At 60.5% G+C, this 19039-nt stretch carries 13 protein-coding genes; 3 read left to right on the forward strand and 10 right to left on the reverse strand.

Annotation, left to right across the window (positions count from 1 at the left end; translation table 11 throughout):
• Window positions 1-51: 51 nt before the first annotated feature.
• Window positions 52-1341, forward strand: coding sequence for a sensor domain-containing diguanylate cyclase (locus I6L44_RS06600; RefSeq protein ID WP_216953619.1), 1290 nt, complete (start codon window positions 52-54; stop codon window positions 1339-1341).
• A gap of 86 nt (window positions 1342-1427) precedes the next feature.
• On the opposite strand, the gene I6L44_RS06605 is transcribed toward I6L44_RS06600, so the two are convergent.
• Window positions 1428-3050, reverse strand: a complete 1623-nt coding sequence (locus I6L44_RS06605; protein ID WP_216953620.1) for an acyl-CoA synthetase — start codon at window positions 3048-3050, stop codon at window positions 1428-1430.
• 666 nt (window positions 3051-3716) lie between these two features.
• Between I6L44_RS06605 and I6L44_RS06610 the strand changes: the two genes are divergently transcribed.
• Window positions 3717-5243: a YfcC family protein gene (locus I6L44_RS06610; protein ID WP_216953621.1), complete on the forward strand. Its 1527-nt coding sequence runs from the start codon at window positions 3717-3719 to the stop codon at window positions 5241-5243.
• A gap of 62 nt (window positions 5244-5305) precedes the next feature.
• On the opposite strand, the gene I6L44_RS06615 is transcribed toward I6L44_RS06610, so the two are convergent.
• The gene (locus I6L44_RS06615; RefSeq protein ID WP_124929484.1) at window positions 5306-5494 is read right to left on the reverse strand and encodes a hypothetical protein; all 189 of its coding nucleotides are present in this window, start codon (window positions 5492-5494) and stop codon (window positions 5306-5308) included.
• 502 nt (window positions 5495-5996) lie between these two features.
• On the opposite strand from I6L44_RS06615, the gene I6L44_RS06620 reads away from it, so the two are divergent.
• Window positions 5997-6536, forward strand: coding sequence for a glycine zipper 2TM domain-containing protein (locus I6L44_RS06620; RefSeq protein ID WP_216953622.1), 540 nt, complete (start codon window positions 5997-5999; stop codon window positions 6534-6536).
• A gap of 105 nt (window positions 6537-6641) precedes the next feature.
• On the opposite strand, the gene xdhC is transcribed toward I6L44_RS06620, so the two are convergent.
• The 8 genes from xdhC to ygfM all read right to left on the reverse strand — a co-directional run bounded on the left by xdhC (window position 6642) and on the right by ygfM (window position 19033).
• Window positions 6642-7127 carry a xanthine dehydrogenase iron sulfur-binding subunit XdhC gene (gene xdhC, locus I6L44_RS06625; RefSeq protein ID WP_216953623.1) on the reverse strand — a complete coding sequence of 162 codons (486 nt, stop codon included), beginning with the start codon at window positions 7125-7127 and terminating at the stop codon, window positions 6642-6644.
• Complete coding sequence (xdhB, locus tag I6L44_RS06630) at window positions 7124-8002, reverse strand: xanthine dehydrogenase FAD-binding subunit XdhB (protein WP_167569659.1); 879 nt, start codon at window positions 8000-8002, stop codon at window positions 7124-7126. Before xdhB ends, xdhC begins: the two co-directional genes overlap by 4 nt.
• Window positions 7995-10313 (reverse strand): xanthine dehydrogenase molybdenum-binding subunit XdhA, encoded by a 2319-nt coding sequence (xdhA, locus tag I6L44_RS06635; RefSeq protein ID WP_216953624.1) that lies wholly within the window; start codon window positions 10311-10313, stop codon window positions 7995-7997. Before xdhA ends, xdhB begins: the two co-directional genes overlap by 8 nt.
• Before the next feature lie 364 nt (window positions 10314-10677).
• Window positions 10678-11979: an NCS2 family permease gene (locus I6L44_RS06640; protein ID WP_180343373.1), complete on the reverse strand. Its 1302-nt coding sequence runs from the start codon at window positions 11977-11979 to the stop codon at window positions 10678-10680.
• A gap of 395 nt (window positions 11980-12374) precedes the next feature.
• A complete protein-coding gene (gene guaD, locus I6L44_RS06645) occupies window positions 12375-13691 on the reverse strand; it encodes a guanine deaminase (RefSeq protein WP_216953625.1) in 1317 nt (438 codons plus the stop codon).
• Window positions 13692-13743: 52 nt separating this feature from the next.
• Window positions 13744-15267 (reverse strand): nucleobase:cation symporter-2 family protein, encoded by a 1524-nt coding sequence (locus I6L44_RS06650; RefSeq protein WP_216953626.1) that lies wholly within the window; start codon window positions 15265-15267, stop codon window positions 13744-13746.
• A 95-nt stretch (window positions 15268-15362) separates the two neighbouring features.
• On the reverse strand, window positions 15363-18260 hold the full coding sequence (locus I6L44_RS06655; RefSeq protein ID WP_216953627.1) for a molybdopterin-dependent oxidoreductase Mo/Fe-S-binding subunit: 2898 nt from the start codon (window positions 18258-18260) through the stop codon (window positions 15363-15365).
• Complete coding sequence (gene ygfM, locus I6L44_RS06660; protein ID WP_216953628.1) at window positions 18257-19033, reverse strand: molybdopterin-dependent oxidoreductase FAD-binding subunit; 777 nt, start codon at window positions 19031-19033, stop codon at window positions 18257-18259. The genes I6L44_RS06655 and ygfM overlap by 4 nt, the downstream gene beginning before the upstream one ends.
• Between the last annotated feature and the right edge of the window lie 6 nt (window positions 19034-19039).

A 19039-nucleotide genomic window follows, 5' to 3' on the forward strand; every position in this document is an offset into this window, starting at 1 on the left:
TGGCCTCGTGTTCAGCCAACCCATCACAGCGACCCAAGGATGGCCAACTTCATGAAGGATGAACCCTTCTCCACCCGATTGCAGCACGAGCTGGATCACCTCAGATCCATCTTTAACGAGATGGGGGCTTACCTCTTTACCAAGGATCTGGATGGCCGTTATATCTATGCCAATCAGGCTGTGCTGGATCTCTTTGGTTGTACCCTGGCCGAACTGCAAGGCAAGGATGATCGCGCCTTTTTTGACCTCGACTTCTCGGAAGATCTGAGACGAAATGATCGTCAGGTGCTGGAGCAGCAGGTCGCCATCGCCCGGGAGGAGATCAACTACCTCAAACCCACGGGAGAGAAACGGGTCTACTGGAGCGTGAAAAAGCCGATGTACGACCGGGATGGCACGCTGATCGGTCTGTGCGGCATCTCCACCGATATCACGGAACACAAGCTGATTGAGGCCCGTATGGCCGAGCAGCATCAGTTGCTGGAGATCATCCTGGCCAACGTGGATGCCCATATCTATATGAAGGACAGCCAGCACCGCTTTCTCTACGTCAATCAGAAGGTGTGTGCCCTGCTCGGTTTACCCGCCGAACAGATCATCAACCGCAGCGATAATGAGCTGTTCTCCCCACACGGAGCCAACCAGCTGTGGCAGCTGGACAACCGGGTGTTCGAAACCGGTGAGCTGCAAGCCGGGGAAGAGATGCTGACCGATCCCGAAGGCAATCAGCACTACTACTGGTCGGTCAAGGTGCCCTTTCTGCTGGGGGATGGCACCCCGACCCTGATCGGGATCTCCTCCGACATTACCGAACTGCACCAGCTCAAGGAGCAGCTGCACCAACAGTCGGTGCGCGATGGCCTCACCGGTCTCTACAACCGCCGTTTCTTTTTCGAACTGTGCGAGAAGAACCTCAGTCTGGACATGCGCCACCACCTTACCTCGGTGCTGATGGTGCTGGATGTGGATCAGTTCAAGTGCATCAACGATCGCTTCGGTCATCCCCTTGGGGATAGCGCGCTGGTGCATCTGGGCAGGGTGATGCAATCGGTGCTGCGCAGCGAAGATGTGCTAGCCCGCATCGGCGGTGACGAGTTTGCCATCTTGCTGCCCAACACCACCCTCTCGGCCGCCGCATCCCTGGCCGAGCGGCTGCGCCTGCAGGTGATGCAAAGCCCGCTGCCCCTGCCCGATGGGGATAAGCTGGTCATCACCATCAGCGCCGGACTGGTGGAAAATGGCGAAGGGGAGCTGATGGAGAGCCTCTACGCCCGCGCAGATCAGATGCTCTATCAGGCCAAACAGAGCGGCCGCAACTGCGTCGCGTGCAAGGCTCCCTAGCCATACAACGGGAGGGCCAGCAGCTCTCCAGACCCCTTGTATCTCCCTCCTATGAATGGCTGTGCTGGCTCCTTACGAACAGACCGCTACCCCAACTGTTTGCGCAGCACAAACTTTTGCACCTTGCCGGTCGAGGTCTTCGGCAGCGGGGTGAAGATGATGCGTTTGGGGGCCTTGAAGTGGGCCATCTGCTCACGACAAAAGGCGATCAGCTCCGCCTGGGTAGTCTCTCGCCCCTCTTTCAGTTTCACGAAGGCGCAGGGCACCTCCCCCCACTTCTCATCGGGCATGGCGATCACCGCCGCTTCGTCCACATCGGGATGGCGATAGAGCACATCTTCCACCTCCAGACTGGAGATATTCTCTCCGCCGGAGATGATGATGTCCTTGGATCTGTCCTTGATCTCCACATAACCATCTGGGTGCCATACCGCCAGATCGCCACTGCGAAACCACCCCTCCGCCATCGCCTCGGCGCTGGCCGCCGGATTTTTCAGATAGCCCTTCATCACCACATTGCCCCGCAGCACTATCTCCCCCATGGTTTTGCCATCCTTGGCCACCAACTCGCCACTGACCGGATTGATAACCCGCATCTCCCCCTGCAGGGGCGACGCAACACCCTGCCGTGCCTTGAGGCGGGAGAGCGCCGTGGCATCCTGCCCTTGCCAGCTTCTTTGCGGCTCGCACAACACGCAGGGGCCATAGGTTTCGGTGAGGCCATAGACGTGGGTCACGGCGATCCCCATCGCTTCCATACCGGCGATCACGGTGGCGGGGGGCGCAGCGCCAGCGGTCATCACCTTGATGGGGTGATCCAGCCCCCGCTTGAGCGCCGGATCGGCATTGTTGAGCATATTGAGCACGATGGGCGCCGCGCAGAAGTGGCTCACCTTGTGCTCGTGCAGCGCCTCATAAATAGCGGCGGCCTGCACATGACGCAGGCAGATACTCACCCCGGCGGTGGCCGCCAGCGTCCAGGGGAAGCACCAGCCGTTGCAGTGAAACATCGGCAATGTCCAGAGATAGACGGGGTGTTTGGGTAGCTCCCAGGAGAGCACATTATTGATGGCATTGAGGTGGGCGCCGCGATGGTGATAGACCACCCCCTTGGGATTGCCGGTAGTGCCGGAGGTGTAGTTAAGGGAGATGGCCTGCCACTCATCTTGCGGCAACCAGCCGGGTTCATCGCCGTTACCAGTGGCAATAAAGGTCTCATAGTCGAGGTCACTGACAAGCGCCCCCTCCCGGTAGAGGGGATCGTCGATGGCGATGACCAGCGGTTGGCTCTCCAGCAGATCCAGCGCCTTGCGCACCACGGCACCAAACTCCCTGTCCACCAGCACCACCTTGCTCTGGGCATGCTGGAAGATAAAAGCCATCGACTCGGCATCGAGCCGGGTATTGATGGTGTTGAGCACGGCGCCGCTCATGGGCACCCCGAAGTGTGCTTCAAACATCGCAGGGATATTGGGCGCAACGATGGAGACGGTATCCCCCTCCCCGATACCGCGCAGCCGCAGGGCCGAGGCAAGCTGGCGGCAACGGCAGGCGGTCTCGCCCCAGCTCTGGCGCAGCGAGCCGTGGATCAGCGCCGGATAGTCAGGATAAACCCGCTCCGCCCGCCCCAAAAAGCTGATGGGGGTCAGGGCCTCAAAATTGGCGGCGGTTTTGGCAAGGTCGCGCTCATAGATGTTCAGCACTGTCATCGGATTCCTTCCTCACAGGTGGCACAAAACGGGCAGTTTCGGGATGATTCAGAGATCTGCAAGCGACATGGGCATCCTGCCCGTCACTGGTCTCTTATGGGGATGACAGCCTAACAGCGAGCCTGCGGCGGCAGGTATTAGCAAAACGTCTTAGACAGGGGCAGCCTGCTGCCAACAGGGGCCCCTGTTTTCGTTGCAAAAAAATATTTCATTACGGGAAAACGTGCCATTTTTTTCACAGGCTGTTTTTGGCGAATAACGAAAAATGACGATGGTGGAATATTATTCTACCAAAGCTGCTTTATATGTCATTCCATTCATCTCGGCACGTACTATTTTCATGACCTTTATTTAAGGCAAGCCGCGCAAAACGAAAGCTGAAATAGTTATTGCATAATAACTTTTATTTCATATCAGCTGTTAAATCCATGGGAAATAAATTTTGTGAGCCATCCCATAAAGCGAGCATGGCACCATGTTCATCCAGCCGCGCACGGGTTACGGTTACAACGTGAAACAATCTACCGGATGTCCAATATCAGGCCAGATTTCTCGCCAATCACTACGCAATACACAGTGAATTTGCGTACCTTGGATGTATGACGCAGAAACCCTATCGACCCGATATTCCGCCGAGCCCAAACCTGCTTTATCAAGGAGCATTTTATGTGTGCCGTGCCGAATACCACACCACGCAGACAATTCCCTACTGCATTTACCATTCTGTTTCTTATTATGTTGCTGGCCATTGCGCTGACCTGGATAATTCCGGCGGGCGCCTATGCCAAACTCTCTTATAATCCGGCCAGTGAAAGCCTGATGGTCAATAGCCCACAGGGGGAAATAAGCCGACTTCCCGCAACCCAGGATGCCCTGGCAAAACTCAATATCAATATCGCGGTAGAGCAATTTACCAACGGCACCATCCGCAAGCCCATTGCCATTCCCGGCACCTATGCACGGCTGGAGCAAGCGCCCAAGGGGCTCAGTGACGTGGCAGTCAGCATGGTCAAGGGCACCATAGAGGGGGCGGATATCATCGTCTTTATTCTGGTGCTCGGGGGGCTGATCGGCGTCATCAACAAGACAGGCGCATTCAGTGCGGGGCTTGTCGCCCTCTCACACAAGACCCGGGGCAACGAGTTCCTGTTTGTGGCGCTGGTCTGCTTCGTAATGGCGCTGGGAGGCACCACCTGCGGACTGGAGGAAGAGGCGGTCGCCTTCTATCCCATACTGGTGCCCATCTTTCTGGCGCTCGGCTATGACTCCATCGTCTGCGTGGGGGCCATCTTCCTCGCCGCCTCCATGGGCACCACCTTCTCCACCATCAATCCCTTCTCGGTGGTGATCGCCTCCAATGCCGCCGGCATTCCCTTTACCGAGGGGCTGATCTTTCGCGCCGTCGGCTGTCTGGTGGGCACCCTGGTGGTGATCAGTTATCTCTACTGGTACTGCAAGAAGATCAAGGCCAACCCGGCCTTCTCCTACACCTATGAGGACAGAGAGAGTTTTCGCGCCCGTTTTCTCAAAGAGGGCTCTATGGACGAAGGGGTGCCCTTCACCCTGCGCCGCAAGATCATTCTGACTCTGTTTATCCTCGCCTTCCCGCTGATGGTGTGGGGCGTCTCCATGGCCGGTTGGTGGTTTCCGCAGATGGCGGCCTCCTTCCTGACCATCGCCATCATCATCATTTTTATCTCGGGTCTCAAAGAGAAGGAGGCGGTCGAGGCCTTCACTCAGGGGGCGTCGGAGCTGGTGGCGGTGTCGCTCATCATCGGGCTGGCACGGGGGGTCAATCTGGTGCTGGATCAGGGGATGATCTCGGACACCATTCTGGCCTACGCCTCCGATCTGGTCTCCGGCATGCACGGCGCCGTGTTCGCGGTGGCGCAGATGCTGGTGTTCACCCTCTTGGGGCTGGTGGTGCCCTCCTCCTCGGGGCTCGCGGTGCTCTCCATGCCCATCATGGCGCCGCTGGCGGATACTGTGATGATCCCCCGCTATATCGTGGTGTCGGCCTACAACTGGGGCCAATACGCCATGCTGTTCCTGGCCCCCACCGGACTGGTGCTGGTCACTCTGCAGATGCTCGGCATCCAGTTCAACAAGTGGGTCAAGTTCGTGCTGCCCATGGTGGGCTTTGTGCTGGGATTTGGCGCCCTGATGCTGGTGGCGCAAGTGATGTTGGCCTGATGGGCCTGTGATACATGAGTGACAACACCCCGTGCCTGGCGCGGGGTGTTCTTTTGTCAGCCTTAGTGGCGTACCCGCCCCTGCTGGCGGAAGCAGTAGAGCTTGAGGCTGATGTCGGCGATATCGGCGGGAAGCTCCTCTCCCTGCTCGGCCAGGGGCAGGTAGAGGGATGAGAGCAGACGTTCGGCCTGCTGCACCGTGATGATGTTGGCCTGAATGGCCGGGGTGATCCAGCTGGGTAACATTGACATATCTCCCCCCTCGTTGATCCGGTGATCTCGGGTGAACATCTTCATATCAGGTCTTACGCAGTTGTCTGCCGACCCGTTCACCCTCTGCTTCACCCAATCAAAGCAAAATGCTTGCCGTGATCTCTTATCGGCCAACATCCGATGGGGCTGGAGCCATTTATCAACCACTTGCGTGGCCATCTCAACGAACGGAGCCCTTGCTCAAGGCCTCCCTTGACCTGCCCCCGTCAGCACTTTGCCACTCTGGCATTCTGCTCACCGCCCGCCTTGCAAATTGCGACTCGAATTGCTCCTTATCACACTGGCAAAGCCCGCCATGCGCCGGAAACTGGTCACTTTAAGTCCGTTGTCGCTAAAGCCAGACACTTTTTCGGGGTGGCTATTTTTTGACCTTGCCAGCGCCTGTCGCAGACCCATCCCCCTCGCCTTGTCCGGCCAACCGGTTATGACAAAATGGCGCCAGATTGGAACAGCCCGGATGGGTATGCAGGAGAACAACAAGATGAACAGATCCATGATGGCAGGTATCGGTATTGGCATCGCCTCGGCCCTGGCGCTCTCGGCGGCGGCCAGCGGCTCCCTCTTTACACCTCAGCCCACCTTTGCCGAGGTGATCGCCAGCAAGCCGGTCACCGAGACCATCAAGACTCCCCGCCAGGAGTGTCGCAACGTCACCGTGACCCATCGCAAGCCGGTACAGGATGAGCACAAGATCCTCGGCACCGTGGTCGGCGCGGCGCTGGGTGGCGTGGTCGGCCACCAGTTTGGCGGCGGCAGCGGCAAGAAGGTGGCCACCGCAGCCGGGGCTGTCGCGGGTGGCTACGCCGGCAATCAGGTGCAGGGCAATATGCAGGCGGGGGATACCTACACCACCACCGAGCAGCGCTGCAAAACCGTGCAGGATACGAGCGTCAACACCATTGGTTATGACGTGACCTATCGCCTCGCCGGTCAGGAGGGGGTGATCCGCATGAAGCAAGCCCCCGGCGCCACCATTCCGGTCAAGGATGGCAAACTGGTGATCGAGCCGCAAAAAGGGTAATCGCACCGGTTACAGACGAAGAGAGAAGGCCCGCCTCTTGCGAGACGGGCCTTTGATTTTATCGCTTGTTACGCGGCTTTTGTCACCGAAGATGCAAACTGCTGCTCAACCCTTGCAGCACTTCTTCACCGCCCGTACCACGTTCTGATAACCGGTACAGCGGCAGAGGTTGCCCGACAGCCCGCGGCGGATCTCCGCATCGGTCAGCGGACGGCGTTCGGTCTTGTCGAGCAGGGCGGCGCTCGCCATCACGAGGCCCGGGGTACAAAAACCGCACTGCACCGCCCCCTCGTCGATAAAGGCCTGCTGCACATCGGAAAGCTCGTTGCCTTTGCGCTCCCCCTCCACGGTACGAATGGATTTGCCATCGGCCCACACCGCCAGATAAAGACAGCTGTCGATGGCAGTGCCATCCACCCGCACGGTACAGGCGCCGCACTCACCGACACTGCACCCCTCTTTCACACTGATAAGCCCCTGCCCGCGCAGGAAGTGGAGCAACGACATGGTGGGCGGCACTGCATAGGAGTAAGGCTTGCCGTTGATCTCGCACTGGATCTCCAAGGCGGGACAACTTTGCGGTTGCATCATAGGATCTTGCCTCCGGCACGTTCGACTGCGCAGGCGACCACCCGCTGCGCCAGGGTTTTGATAAGGTGCAAACGAAACTCCTTTTCAGCCCGCCAGGAGGAGCGCGGCGCCACATCGGCCACCACCGCCTCGGCAATCGCGGCCAGTGTGGCACGAGTCAGCGGTTGCCCTTCGGCCGCCGCTTCCGCGTGAGGCGTGCGCACCGGGGTCGGGGCCGCAACCCCGTAGGCCAGCCGCAGGCGCTTGAAGTGGCCATGCTCAATCTGGCAGTAGGCGGCGCAGCCGATGGTGGCGATATCCATGGCATCGCGCATGGCGTATTTGAAGTAGTGGGAGCCCACATGAGCGTGAGAATCCGGCGCAAAGTGAAATGCCACCAGAATTTCCGCCGGTTGCAGCGCCACCTTGCCCGGGCCGGTGTGAAAACCGGCGATGGGGATGCGGCGTGTGCCGTTAGGGCCAGCAATCTCAAGCTCGGCCTCAAGCGCGACGGTAGGCGCCGCCGAGTCAGCACTGGTGGCACCGTTGCAAATATTGCCGCCATAGGTGGCGACGTTGCGGATCTGCGGGCCGGCGATGGTAGCGGCCGCCTCGGCCAGCATCGGCAGGCGGCGCTGCACCAGCTCGTTTTCTATGAGCTCGGTAAAGGTGGTACCGGAGCCGATACGGATCGACCCATCAGGCAGCTCGCTCACCCCTTTGAGCTCGGGCAAGTCGTGAATATCGACGATATGGCGATAGGCGGCGTTGAGGTGATGAAGCTGGATCATTACATCGGTGCCGCCTGCCAAGAGACGCGCCTCGGGATCAGCCTGACGCAGGGCGACCGCCTCGGCCACGCTGTGCGCCTTGTAGTAACGGGCAATATCAAACATGGTGTTGCTCCTCCCCTGATCCCTCGCCAATCAAACCCGCTGCGACAAACTCCCGGAACAGGGTTTTGGGGGTGATGGGCAGCTCGTTGATGGCGACGCCAGTGGCCATGCGAATGGCGTTACGGATCGCCGGGCCCGGCGAGATAATGGGCGGTTCCCCCAGGGATTTGTGGCCATAGACCGACTGGGGCTCGTAGGTCTGCACGAAGTCGCATTCAAGCTCCGGCAAATCCAGCATGGTGGGGAACTTGTAGTCGAGCAGGTTGGGGTTGCGTACCACGCCAGTCTTGGCGTCGATGATCATCTCCTCGAACAGGGACCAGCCGATCCCCATCCCCATGCCGCCGTGCACTTGCCCCTCAGCCAACTGCGGGTTGAGGATCTTGCCTGCATCGTGCAGGTTGATGATGCGATTGATGGTTACCTTGCAGAGATCGATATCAACGCTGAGATCGACAAAGGTACAGCCGAAACTGGGCGGGTTGGTGGTGGTCTTGTGGGAGACCTCGGAGGTGATCTGACCGCCGATAGTGAGGTGGTAGTAGGCGTTGACCGACACCTCGGCGACGCTGATCAGTACCTTGTCCGGCGCACCGGCCAGCACCACGTAGCCGTCGATCAGGGTCAGCGACCCTACATCCTGATGGCAGAGCTGGGCCGCCAGCGAGAGGATGCGGGCCCGCAGTTGCAGCGCCGCCTGATGGATGGCTGGGGCCGCCACATAACTCTGGCGCGAGGCGAACGAGCCCGGATCATAGGCGGTAATGTCGGTATCCTGAGTCGAAATGACCCGGATCTGCTCAAACGGAATGCCTAACGTCTGGGCCGCCATCTGGGCAAAGACGGTGTCCGACCCCTGCCCTATCTCGGTGGCACCGATCTGCAGATTGACGGTGCCATCCTGATTGAGCAGCATGCGTGCGCCAGCAATTTCGACCCCCACCGGATAGGTGTTGGAGCCGTAGCTGAAACAGGCCACCCCGATGCCACGGCGCACCCGGCTGGCAGGATCCTGCGCCAAGCACTCGGCCTTGAGTCGATCCCACTCGAACATCTCGCGGCCACGCAGCAGGCAGTCCGGCAACCCGGCGCTGTAGATGGTCTTCTGGTTGACCTGATTGACATCCCCTTCGCGCGCCACGTTGGCGATACGCACATCGAGTGGATCCAGCCCCAGTTCGGCGCAAGCGTCATCCAGCATGGATTCGAGGGCAAAAATCACCTGCGGCGCGCCGTAACCGCGCATGGCACCGGCGGTGGGCAGGTTGCTGTAAAAGGTTTTGGCGTCATAACCGAAGGCGCTGCGCGGATAGAGGTAGCTGATCTTGTTGCCCCCGGCGCTGGCGATGGAGTGGCCGTGAGAGGCATAGCCGCCGGTGTTGGAGAGCACGTCGAGCTGATAGCCCTTGAGGGTGCCATCGCGGTTGAGGCCCATCTTGCCATCGATGGCAAAGCCGTGGCGGGTGCGGGAGGCAAAAAAGCACTCCTCCCGGCTCAAGGTCACCTTGACCGGCACGCCGCCAAGCTTGTAGCTCAGAAACGCGGCCATCGGCTCTTCCAGCACATCCTGCTTGTTGCCAAAACCACCGCCCATATAGGGCTTGATCACCCGCACGCTCGACCAGGGCAGGCCGAGGGATTTGGCCACCCGGCTGCGCACTATCTGGGGGATCTGGGTGCTGCTGACGACGATGATGTGGTCCGGTTGATCCATATAGGCGTAGCAGGTCACCGTCTCCAGATGGCAGTGCTGTACCACCGGCGTCCGGTAGTGCCCCTGAAACTGCAGATCGGCCGCGGCGATAGCATGCTCCGGGTCATTGGCGCGAAGCTGACTTTGGCGCAGCAGATTGCCGCTCGGGTGGATGGGATAGGCACCGTCGGCCAGCGCACTGTCGGCATCCGTCATCACCGGCAGCGGCTCGTAGGTCACCTTGACCAGCGCGGCCGCTTTTTCGGCCACCAGCGGATCGCGCGCCACCACGATGGCGACCCCATCGCCAAAGTGGCGTACATGGTCGGTGAGCAGACGGCGGTCTTTCACATCCCGTTTCGCCTCATCGAGAGACCAGGCGTGACCGGCGGTGCGAAAACAGGTGGTAGGGACATCTTCATGGGTAAACACGGCTTCGACCCCGTGCAGGGCCAGCGCCTCGGTCGCGTCGATGGCGAGCACCTTGCCATGGGCAATATTGCTGCGCACGTACTTGGCGTGGCGCATCCCGAGCATGATGTTGTCATCGGTATAGCGGGCGCTGCCGGTCACCTTGGCCTCGGCATCCACCCGCTTGAGCGGTAATCCTATGGACATATGCAAGTCCTTTTTCGAATGGAAAAATCTGGAACCGGCATAAAAAACAGCAAGATATGCGCCTGTTTCCCGCCATCGTCAGGAGAATGGGGAGAAGTGTGAAGGGGATCCCATCTAGCCCGCTTTTGTTGGCTCGCAGCAACAAGCCAAGGGCAGCCCCTGAGCAAACGGGGCACATTTGCGGTGAAAAAAACGGCAGAGCGAGGAGAGCAAGGGTGGGAGCCTATCAATCTGGTAGGAGGATTTATCAAAATGGTATCGCGATGGCACCAGCGGCTAAGGCATGGTAACCAACGTTGACGATCAGAGCGCCGCAGATATAAAAATGGGGCCGCCAGTGCGACCCCAAACGGGCGGGTTATCCCTAAATAGCCCACCCCCCAGCATAAAAGAGCACCAGCGCTAGGGCGATGACCACGGTGCCGACGTTGAGCTTGTGCCACTCCTTCGAGCAGATGCGGCCGATCACCAGCGAGCTGAAGCCGAGCATGATGCCGGTGACGATATTGCAGGTGAGCACAATAAATACCGCGCACACCAGCCCGGACATGGCCCCGACAAAGTCATCGAAATCGAGTTTGGTGACGTTGCTCAGCATCAAGAGCCCCACATACATCAGGGCTGGCGCGGTGGCATAGGCGGGCACCAGATAGGAGAGCGGCGAGAGGAACAGCATCAGCAGGAACAGGCCACCGACCACGGTCGCGGTGAGGCCGGTTTTGCCCCCCGCCGCCGTGCCCGCGGCCGATTCGATATAGACGGCAGCCGGGGCCGCCCCCACCAGACTGGAGAAGATGCTGCTGACCGAGTCGGCACTAAGTGCCTTGCCGCTGTTGATGATGTGACCATCCTTATCGAGCAGGTTGGCCTGCCCCGCCACGGCGCGGATGGTGCCGGTGGCATCGAATACCGCCGTCATCACCAGCGCCAGCACGCTGGGCAACACCAGCGGCGAGAGGGCCCCCATGATATCCAGACTGAAGATGAGGGACTTGCCCTGATCGTCCGAGAGGCTCGGCAGGGCGAACAAGCCCTGATACTTCACCGCCGGATCGAAAATCAGGCCAAAGATGGAGATGGCGATGATCACCAGCAAGATCCCCCCCGGTACTCTCAGCTTCTCCAGCCCGAAGATCACCGCAAGGCCGATCAGGGACATGATGACCGGCATGGAGGTAAAAGCCCCCAGCGCCACCGGCAGCCCCTCGAGCGGGTTCTTGATCACCAGCCCCACCCCGTTGGCGGCAATAAGCAGCAGGAAGAGACCAATCCCGATGCCGGTGCCGTGGGCAATCCCCATCGGCAGGTTGTCGAGGATCCAGCTACGCACCCCGGTCACCGAGATGGCGGTAAACAGCACCCCCATCAGGAAGACGGCCCCCAACGCCACCGGAATGGGGATCTGCTGCCCCAGCACCAGACTGAAGGCAGTAAACGCCGTGAGGGAAATAGCGCAGCCGATGGCCATCGGCAGCTTGGCCCAGAGCCCCATCAAGAGCGAACCAAAACCCGCCACCAGACAGGTGGCGACAAACACGGCGCCGGGAGGAAAGCCCGCCTTGCCGAGCATGCTCGGCACCACTATCACCGAGTAGACCATGGCAAGGAAGGTGGTGAGGCCTGCCAGCACCTCCTGTCTGACGTTGCTGCCCCGCTCGCTGATCATAAAGTAGCGATCAAGAGCCGTGAGCGGCTGTTGCTTTGCTGCGCTCGGGCTGGCGTCATCATTGGCCAGCTGTTCCACGCTGTTTGTCCTGCTGTTTGCTTGGGTCATACCCAACTCCTTCACACGCGCCTGAATGTTCCATGACGAAATGGCGACAGGATCTGCGGGTCTGCCGAGCGCCAGTCTGATGAGAAACAGGCGATGGTGGCAGAAGATGCGACAGACAGACCAGGGCAGGCAGCCTTGACTCAAACGTTTGCCTTGCTGGTCAAAAAACCGGGCCATTTCACGTTCTATGTGGGGAGATCCCCTGTGGTGCGGCAAGACTGGCCTCCTGTGGGGCACGCCAGCCGCCGTATTCGTCGGGGCTGCGCCGCGGCTGCCCACTACAAGCCCTACCCCCGTTCATGCACCAGCTGGCCATCCACATAGGTGCGGTAGATGGATCTGTCATCCCCCAGGGTCAACAGCACAAAGAGCTTGTCCCGCAGGGTGGTGGAGTTGTCATAACGCAGCTGCTGCAGCGGGGTGGCGACCGGGTCGAGCACCACGAAGTCCGCCTCCTTGCCCACCGCAAAGCTGCCGATCTTCTCATCCAGCCCCAGCGAATGGGCGCCGCCCAGGGTGGCCAGATAGAAGGCCTGATAGGCCGAGAGCCGCTCGCCCTGCAGTTGCATCACCTTGTAGGCCTCGTTGAGGGTCTGCAGCATGTTGAAGGTGGTGCCGGCGCCGATGTCGGTGCCCATCCCCACCTTCACCTGCTTGCGCCACGCCTTGTGCAGCTTGAACAGGCCGCTGCCGAGATAGAGGTTGGAGGTGGGACAAAACGCGATGGTGGAGCCGGTCTCCTTCAGGCAATCCCACTCCTGCTCTTCCAGATGGACGCAGTGGGCAAACACGCAGTTGTGGCCGGTGAGGCCGTGCTGGTGATAGACATCGAGATAACCCTTGTGCGCCGGGAAGAGGGATTTGACCCAAGCGATCTCGTCCTTGTTCTCGCACAGATGGGTGTGCAGATAGGTGGTGGGAAACTCTTCGCGCAGTCGCCGCGCCATCGACAGCTGCTCGGATGTCGAAGTGGGTGCAAATCGTGGTGTGATGGCATATAGAAGTCGACCGTTGCCATGCCAGCGCTCGATAAGCTGCTTGCTCTGTTCATAGCTGCTCTCGGCGGTATCGAGCAGATAGTCGGGCGCGTTGCGATCCATCATTACCTTGCCCGCGATCATCCGCATGTTGATGCGACTGGCCGCCTCGAACAGGGCATCAACCGACTCGGGGTGAACGGTGCCGAACACCAGCGCCGTGGTAGTGCCGTTTCGCAGCAGCTGTTTGATAAAGAAGGTGGACATCTCGCGGGCATACTCGAGATCGTTGTAACGCCGCTCGGCCGGGAAGGTGTGGCGGTTGAGCCACTCCAGCAGCTGCTCGCCATAGGCTCCGACCATCTCGCTCTGGGGATAGTGAATGTGGGTATCGACAAAGCCCGGCACTATCATCTTGCCGCGATAATCCCGCACCCGTACTTCGGCCGGAATACGATCTTTCCCCTCCTCCCACTCACCGAACCAGTCGATGCAACCGTTGCGAATGATCAGCAGACCATCCTCGATAAGGCGGGCGTTGGACTCAATCTCCTCGGGCTGATCCACCACCCGGGTGATATCGAAGAAGCTGCCGCGTACCGCTTTGACAGAGTTGTCGTTTTTCATAACCGTTTCCCTGTTTTTCTTGTTCTGTTGACGTTTTTTGCCGGTTTAACCGTCAGATCCGTTCCACCTGTGGCGCCACCGCCTCCCCGGGTACTGGCTCTGGTGAACCCTCACCCTTGCTGGCCGATGGCTGGCCCGCACTGCGGGCGGTAAAGATCACATCCGGCTTGTCGCTCAGCTGGATCACCTCCACCGCCTCTGCATCCCTGACGGCCGCCTTGCGTTTGCGGCTTTGCGGCAACACCAGATTCATGATGATGGCGGTGATACCACCGGCACAGATGGGGTTCTCCACCAGCATGTAGATACCCGTCGGCAGCACCTTGAAGACGTTCGGGTCATAGGAGACCCCGAGCCCAAGACCCAGCGAGGTGGCGACAATCAGGGTCTCCCGCCGATCGAAGCCGTGGCTGATGATGATGCGACCACCGGCGATGGCGATCATGGAGAACATGATGACCATGGCGCCCCCCATCACAGGTGACGGTATGGTGGTAAAAAAGCGCCCTACTACGGGAAAAAGCCCCAGCAGCACCAGAATGACGGAAATGAACTTGCCCACATGGCGTGACGCCACTCCGGTCATTTGGATGACGCCGTTGTTCTGGGCAAAGGTGGTGAGTGGCAAAGAGCCGAGTGCCGAGGCGATCACCGAGACCAACCCGTCCGCCAGCACGCCGCCGGAGAGCCGTTTTTGAAATTCAGGCCCCTGAATATCCCGGTGGGAGACCATGGCGGTGGCGGTGATGTCCCCCACCGCCTCCAGCACGCTCAACAGATAGATGGTGCCCGCCAACATAAAGGCGTGAAAATCGAAGGAGAAACCGTACTTGAACGGGATCGGCACCGTAATAAGCGGCAGGTTATCAAGGGCGGAGAAATCCACCATACCGAGCATCAGGGCCACCGCATAACCCACCAGCAGGCCGATGGCAATGCCGCTCATCCGCAGCAGCGGGCTTCGGCTGCAGTTGAAGGCGACGATGACACAGAGCACCAAGAGCCCCAGCCCGATGTACTCGTATTTGCCGAAGGTGCCGCTGCTCATGGCGGAGAAGCCGCCGCCAAAGTCGATGATCCCCACCTTGATAAGACTCAGACCAATCATCAGCACCACTACCCCGCTCACGGTCGGGGTGATCACCCGCTTGAGGTAGGGCAGCACAAAGGAGGAGCCCATCACCAGAAAAGCACCGACAAAGGAGACCCCAAGCAGAGTCGAGACGATCAGCTCCTCGTGGATGCCATCTTTTTTCATGGCGCCGCCGAGGGCGATCATCACGGTCACGAAGGAGAAGTTGACCGACTGGATGGAGAGCAGCCCCGAACCGATGGGGCCATAACGGTTCACCTGCAGCCAGGTGCCGATACCGGAGGCGATCATCGCCATGGAGACCAGATAGGCGGTGATCTCGGTGGAGAGACCCAGGGCGCCACCGACGATCAGCGCCGGGGTCACCATGGGGACAAAAATGGCCAGCAGATGGGTCACTGCACCCATCAGGGTTTGATAAAACGGGGGTTTGTCTTCCAGCTCGTAAATGAGATCCGAGTGCTTGCGTGTTGTTTTAGACATCGTGTTTGTCCCATCACACAGAATGTAGGCGGAGTACTCATTCCGCCGTCAGGCGCTGGGGGCGAGCTGGCGCCCGCCCCTCACCTTTTCTTTTGTTATGCCGACACTTTTTGCTCCAGCTTGCCCAGTTCGCGCAGGATCTGCTCCGGCGTGAAGTGCCACTTGCGCAACCAGACACCACAGGCGTCGTGGATGGCGGTGGCGATGGCAGGCGCCGCGCCGTTGACCCCGATCTCCGAGATGGACTTGGCGCCGTAGGGGCCAACCTTGTCGTCACTCGGCACCAGGAAGGCCCGGAAGTCGCGCGGAATGTCGCCAATCTTGGGCGCGCCATAGCTCTTCAGATCCCGGGTCAGCGGGATGCCCTTGCTGTCGTAGCAGATCTCCTCGGTCATGGTGTGGCCGATGGCCCGCATGGTCGCCCCGTAGATCTGGCCAAGCGCAAGTTCCGGGTTGATGGGGGTACCGCAGTCGAGCAGGGCGTAGAACTTGTCGAGCCGGATCTCGCCGGTTCTGACGTTGACCGCCACCTCGGCGAAGTTGGCACCATACGGGAAGGCAAGCTCCGAGGTGATGTAGCTGGCAGTGCCCACCAGAATACCGAAGCCGGTACCTGTCTCCGCCTTGTGGGCCAGCTTGGCGAGGCTCACCTCCCCCTGCTTGCCGCGCACCACACCCGGGAACGCCAGTTCAACATCTGCTACCGGCTCGCCCAGCATGGCGGCGCCGTGGAACAGGATCTTCTCCTTGAGGTTCTCGGCCGCCTTTTTGGCCGCATTGCCGGAGAAGCAGGTACCGGACGAGGCGTAGGCCCCCTTGTCGAACAGGGCGTGGTCGGTGTCGCCGGAGATGACATGCACATCGCTGAGCGGGCAACCGAGCACCTCGGCGGTCAGCTTGGCCACCACGGTATCGAGGCCGGTGCCGATATCGGCGCCACCGGAGTGGACGATAAAGGTGCCGTCAGACTCCAGCTTGACCATGCAGTTGGCCTGATCGATATCCGGGATCCCCGATTTTTGCATGATGATGGCGACGCCACGACCGATGCGCCAATCCCCGTCGGCGGGTTTGGGACTATCCCAGGCAATCAGTTCGCGGCCCTGTTTGAGGATGGGTTCGAGGGCGCAGCTGGCCGCATGGGGCACCGAGGTAGGCATCTTGCCCTCGCCGATGGCACCCAGCACCTTGAGGATGTCCCCCTCGTGCACCCGGTTGTGCTCCACCATGTCGAGCTGATCGATGCCCAGTTTCTCGGCAAGTTCGGCAATCGCCATGGTCAGGGCGAAGTTGCCCTTGGGCGCGCCGTAACCCTGATAGGCCCCAGTCGGACAGATGTTGCTGTAGTAGGTGTTGACGGTAAAGCGCACGTTGTCGCACGGGTAGAGCGGCAGGGAGAGCGCCGGGCCGTTGCTCGGCACCGTCAATGAGTGGTTGCCGTAAGGGCCGGTGTTGGCACGAAAATCCATGTCGATGGCGGTGATGGTGCCATCTTTCTTGGCCCCCACTTTCACCTTCACCTTGGCCACATGGCGGGAGGTGTTGCTGATGAACTCCTCTTCACGGGTGTAGCGGAAGGTAACCGGACGGCCGGTGACCCTGGTCGCCCAGGCGCACACCTCTTCCAGCAGGATATCCTGCTTGGAGCCAAAGCCGCCCCCTACCCGCTCCTTGATCACATGTACCTGGTGCTGCTTCATACCGACGATGCGCGCCACCTGACGGCGCACGTGCCACGGCACCTGAGTGGATGCGTGAATGACCAGACGATCGCCATCCATGTAGGTGAAGCAGATGTGTGGCTCGGTCGGGCACTGCTGGGCCTGGGTCGATTCGTAGGTGCGCTCGACAATCTCGTCCGCCTCGGCAAAGCCTTTGGCCACATCGCCGATCTGGCCATGGACGCTGGCGGCCAGGTTCTCGTGCGGACGGGAACCTATGGGGAAGTTGATGATCATGTGCTCGTCGCCGCGGCGCACCGAGCAGGCGTTCTGCTGCTCCAGATCCGCCGGCGCACCGGCCATGTAGACGATAGGTTCGTCGTGGACCAGGGGGGCGTTGGGGGCCATCGCCTCATCGATATTCATGACCGCTGGCAGCACCTGATACTCGACCTCGATGAGTTTGAGGGCCGCCAATGCGATGGCTTCGCTCTCGGCCACCACGGCGGCGACCCTGTCACCTACGTGGCGCAGCTTGCGGCCAAACATGCGGCGATCGAGCGGTGACGGCTCGGGGGCGCTCTGACCACCCGGGGTGTAGTAGACATCCGGGCAGTTGAGGTGGGTGATGACGTGCACGACGCCCGGCAGCGCCTCGGCGCGGCTCACATCGAGTTTGGTGATCACCGCATGAGGATGGGGACTGCGCAGCATCTTGATGATCAGCGCATCTTCAGTAACCCGATCCTCCACGTAGCAGGGCTTGGCCTGCACCATCTTGGCGGCGTCCACTTTCGGACAGCTCTTGCCGATATGGCGCAGATCGTCGCGAAATTCCGGGGCGATCTGGCACAGATAATCCGGGTCCTTCATCCGTGAGCAGGCGAGCTCGATGGCCTGATAGAACTGCTGATAACCGCCATCGCGGTGAAACAGGCCCGAGAGGGCATCGTCGATTTGATCACGGGTGGGCTCGGGGTGGCGATCAAGCAGGTCGGTGACAATCAGCGCGGCGGCCGGATCGTTGTAGCCGGACTGCACCACACCCACATCCACCATTGCCTGCTGCACCAGACTGAGCTGGTTCCAGCTGCCCAGCGACTCGGCGGTGCGCACGTCGGCTCCATCCAGCTGGGCGGCGATCAGCAGGGAGGCGTTGATCACCTTGCCGTTGAAGAGAATGGCGTCGGAGCCGGCAAAGCCAAAACCGTCGTCGCTGTTGCGCACCGAGTGCATCCGGCACTGGTTGAACAGCACCCGCTGGGCATTCTCGCCAGCCGGGGTGATGACGGTGCGCAGGGCACCGTTCAGTGTGAAGTTGAGTTCCATCATGCCTGTACCTCCTGCTGCTGGCACTCGACCAGCAGATCCGCCACCACTACCCCGCTGATATAGCGCTTGTAGGTCACGCTGCCGCCGAGATCCTCGCGCGGTGCAACCAGCTCGCTCACGGCCGCCTCCAGCGCGGCATCGTGCAGATCGCGGCGCTCCACATCACGCAGGCGCATCGGCTGCGGCGTAACGCCAGCAACGGCGACCCGCATCTCGCCAAGGGCATCGAGGGCGACGGCGGCAGTCATCACCGCCAAGCCATCGGCGTTGCGGCTGATGCGGCGAGTGGCGCAGCGCAGTTCAGGCTCCGGCAGCACAACCCCCAGCACCAGGGCATTGCGCTGACCCGCCAGATAGGCGTCGATGGGTTGCAGCAGGTTGTTCTCCAGCACCACCACCGCTTCGAGCACCAGCAGCACCGGCAGCAAGGGGGAGTCCTGCTGCTGGCAGGCAATTTCGCCGCCAATGGTGGCCTGATTGCGCAGATGGCGGGAGTAGACAAACCCCAGCGCCTCGCACAGGGCGGCCGGGGTACGGGGGTCATCTTTGAGGGCTTGCAGGGTGACGGTGGCGCCGATGTGGAGTTGACCGTGCTGTTGCTCAATCTGGCCAAGTCCGAGCTTGTCCAGCGAGATGGCGACCTTCTTGTCGGTGCGGGTCGGGGCTGCGTTGAGCTTGCTGCCGCCCCCCATGTAGACGGCGTCGTTGCCAAAGCGGGCCTTGAGTTCCAAAGCCTGACCCAGTTGTTCGGGTCGGAAGAATTGCTCAATCATGTGTCG

Source organism: Aeromonas sp. FDAARGOS 1414, from assembly GCF_019047065.1.
Lineage (GTDB): Bacteria > Pseudomonadota > Gammaproteobacteria > Enterobacterales > Aeromonadaceae > Aeromonas > Aeromonas veronii_A.

Excerpts from the sequence above, each read along its gene's own strand:
- I6L44_RS06600 (WP_216953619.1), top strand. The coding sequence starts at position 52 with ATGAAGGATGAACCCTTCTCCACCCGATTGCAGCACGAGCTGGATCAC.
- I6L44_RS06605 (WP_216953620.1), bottom strand. The coding sequence starts at position 3,050 with ATGACAGTGCTGAACATCTATGAGCGCGACCTTGCCAAAACCGCCGCC.
- I6L44_RS06610 (WP_216953621.1), top strand. The coding sequence starts at position 3,717 with ATGTGTGCCGTGCCGAATACCACACCACGCAGACAATTCCCTACTGCA.
- I6L44_RS06615 (WP_124929484.1), bottom strand. The coding sequence starts at position 5,494 with ATGTCAATGTTACCCAGCTGGATCACCCCGGCCATTCAGGCCAACATC.
- I6L44_RS06620 (WP_216953622.1), top strand. The coding sequence starts at position 5,997 with ATGAACAGATCCATGATGGCAGGTATCGGTATTGGCATCGCCTCGGCC.
- xdhC (WP_216953623.1), bottom strand. The coding sequence starts at position 7,127 with ATGATGCAACCGCAAAGTTGTCCCGCCTTGGAGATCCAGTGCGAGATC.
- xdhB (WP_167569659.1), bottom strand. The coding sequence starts at position 8,002 with ATGTTTGATATTGCCCGTTACTACAAGGCGCACAGCGTGGCCGAGGCG.
- xdhA (WP_216953624.1), bottom strand. The coding sequence starts at position 10,313 with ATGTCCATAGGATTACCGCTCAAGCGGGTGGATGCCGAGGCCAAGGTG.
- I6L44_RS06640 (WP_180343373.1), bottom strand. The coding sequence starts at position 11,979 with ATGATCAGCGAGCGGGGCAGCAACGTCAGACAGGAGGTGCTGGCAGGC.
- guaD (WP_216953625.1), bottom strand. The coding sequence starts at position 13,691 with ATGAAAAACGACAACTCTGTCAAAGCGGTACGCGGCAGCTTCTTCGAT.
- I6L44_RS06650 (WP_216953626.1), bottom strand. The coding sequence starts at position 15,267 with ATGTCTAAAACAACACGCAAGCACTCGGATCTCATTTACGAGCTGGAA.
- I6L44_RS06655 (WP_216953627.1), bottom strand. The coding sequence starts at position 18,260 with ATGATGGAACTCAACTTCACACTGAACGGTGCCCTGCGCACCGTCATC.
- ygfM (WP_216953628.1), bottom strand. The coding sequence starts at position 19,033 with ATGATTGAGCAATTCTTCCGACCCGAACAACTGGGTCAGGCTTTGGAA.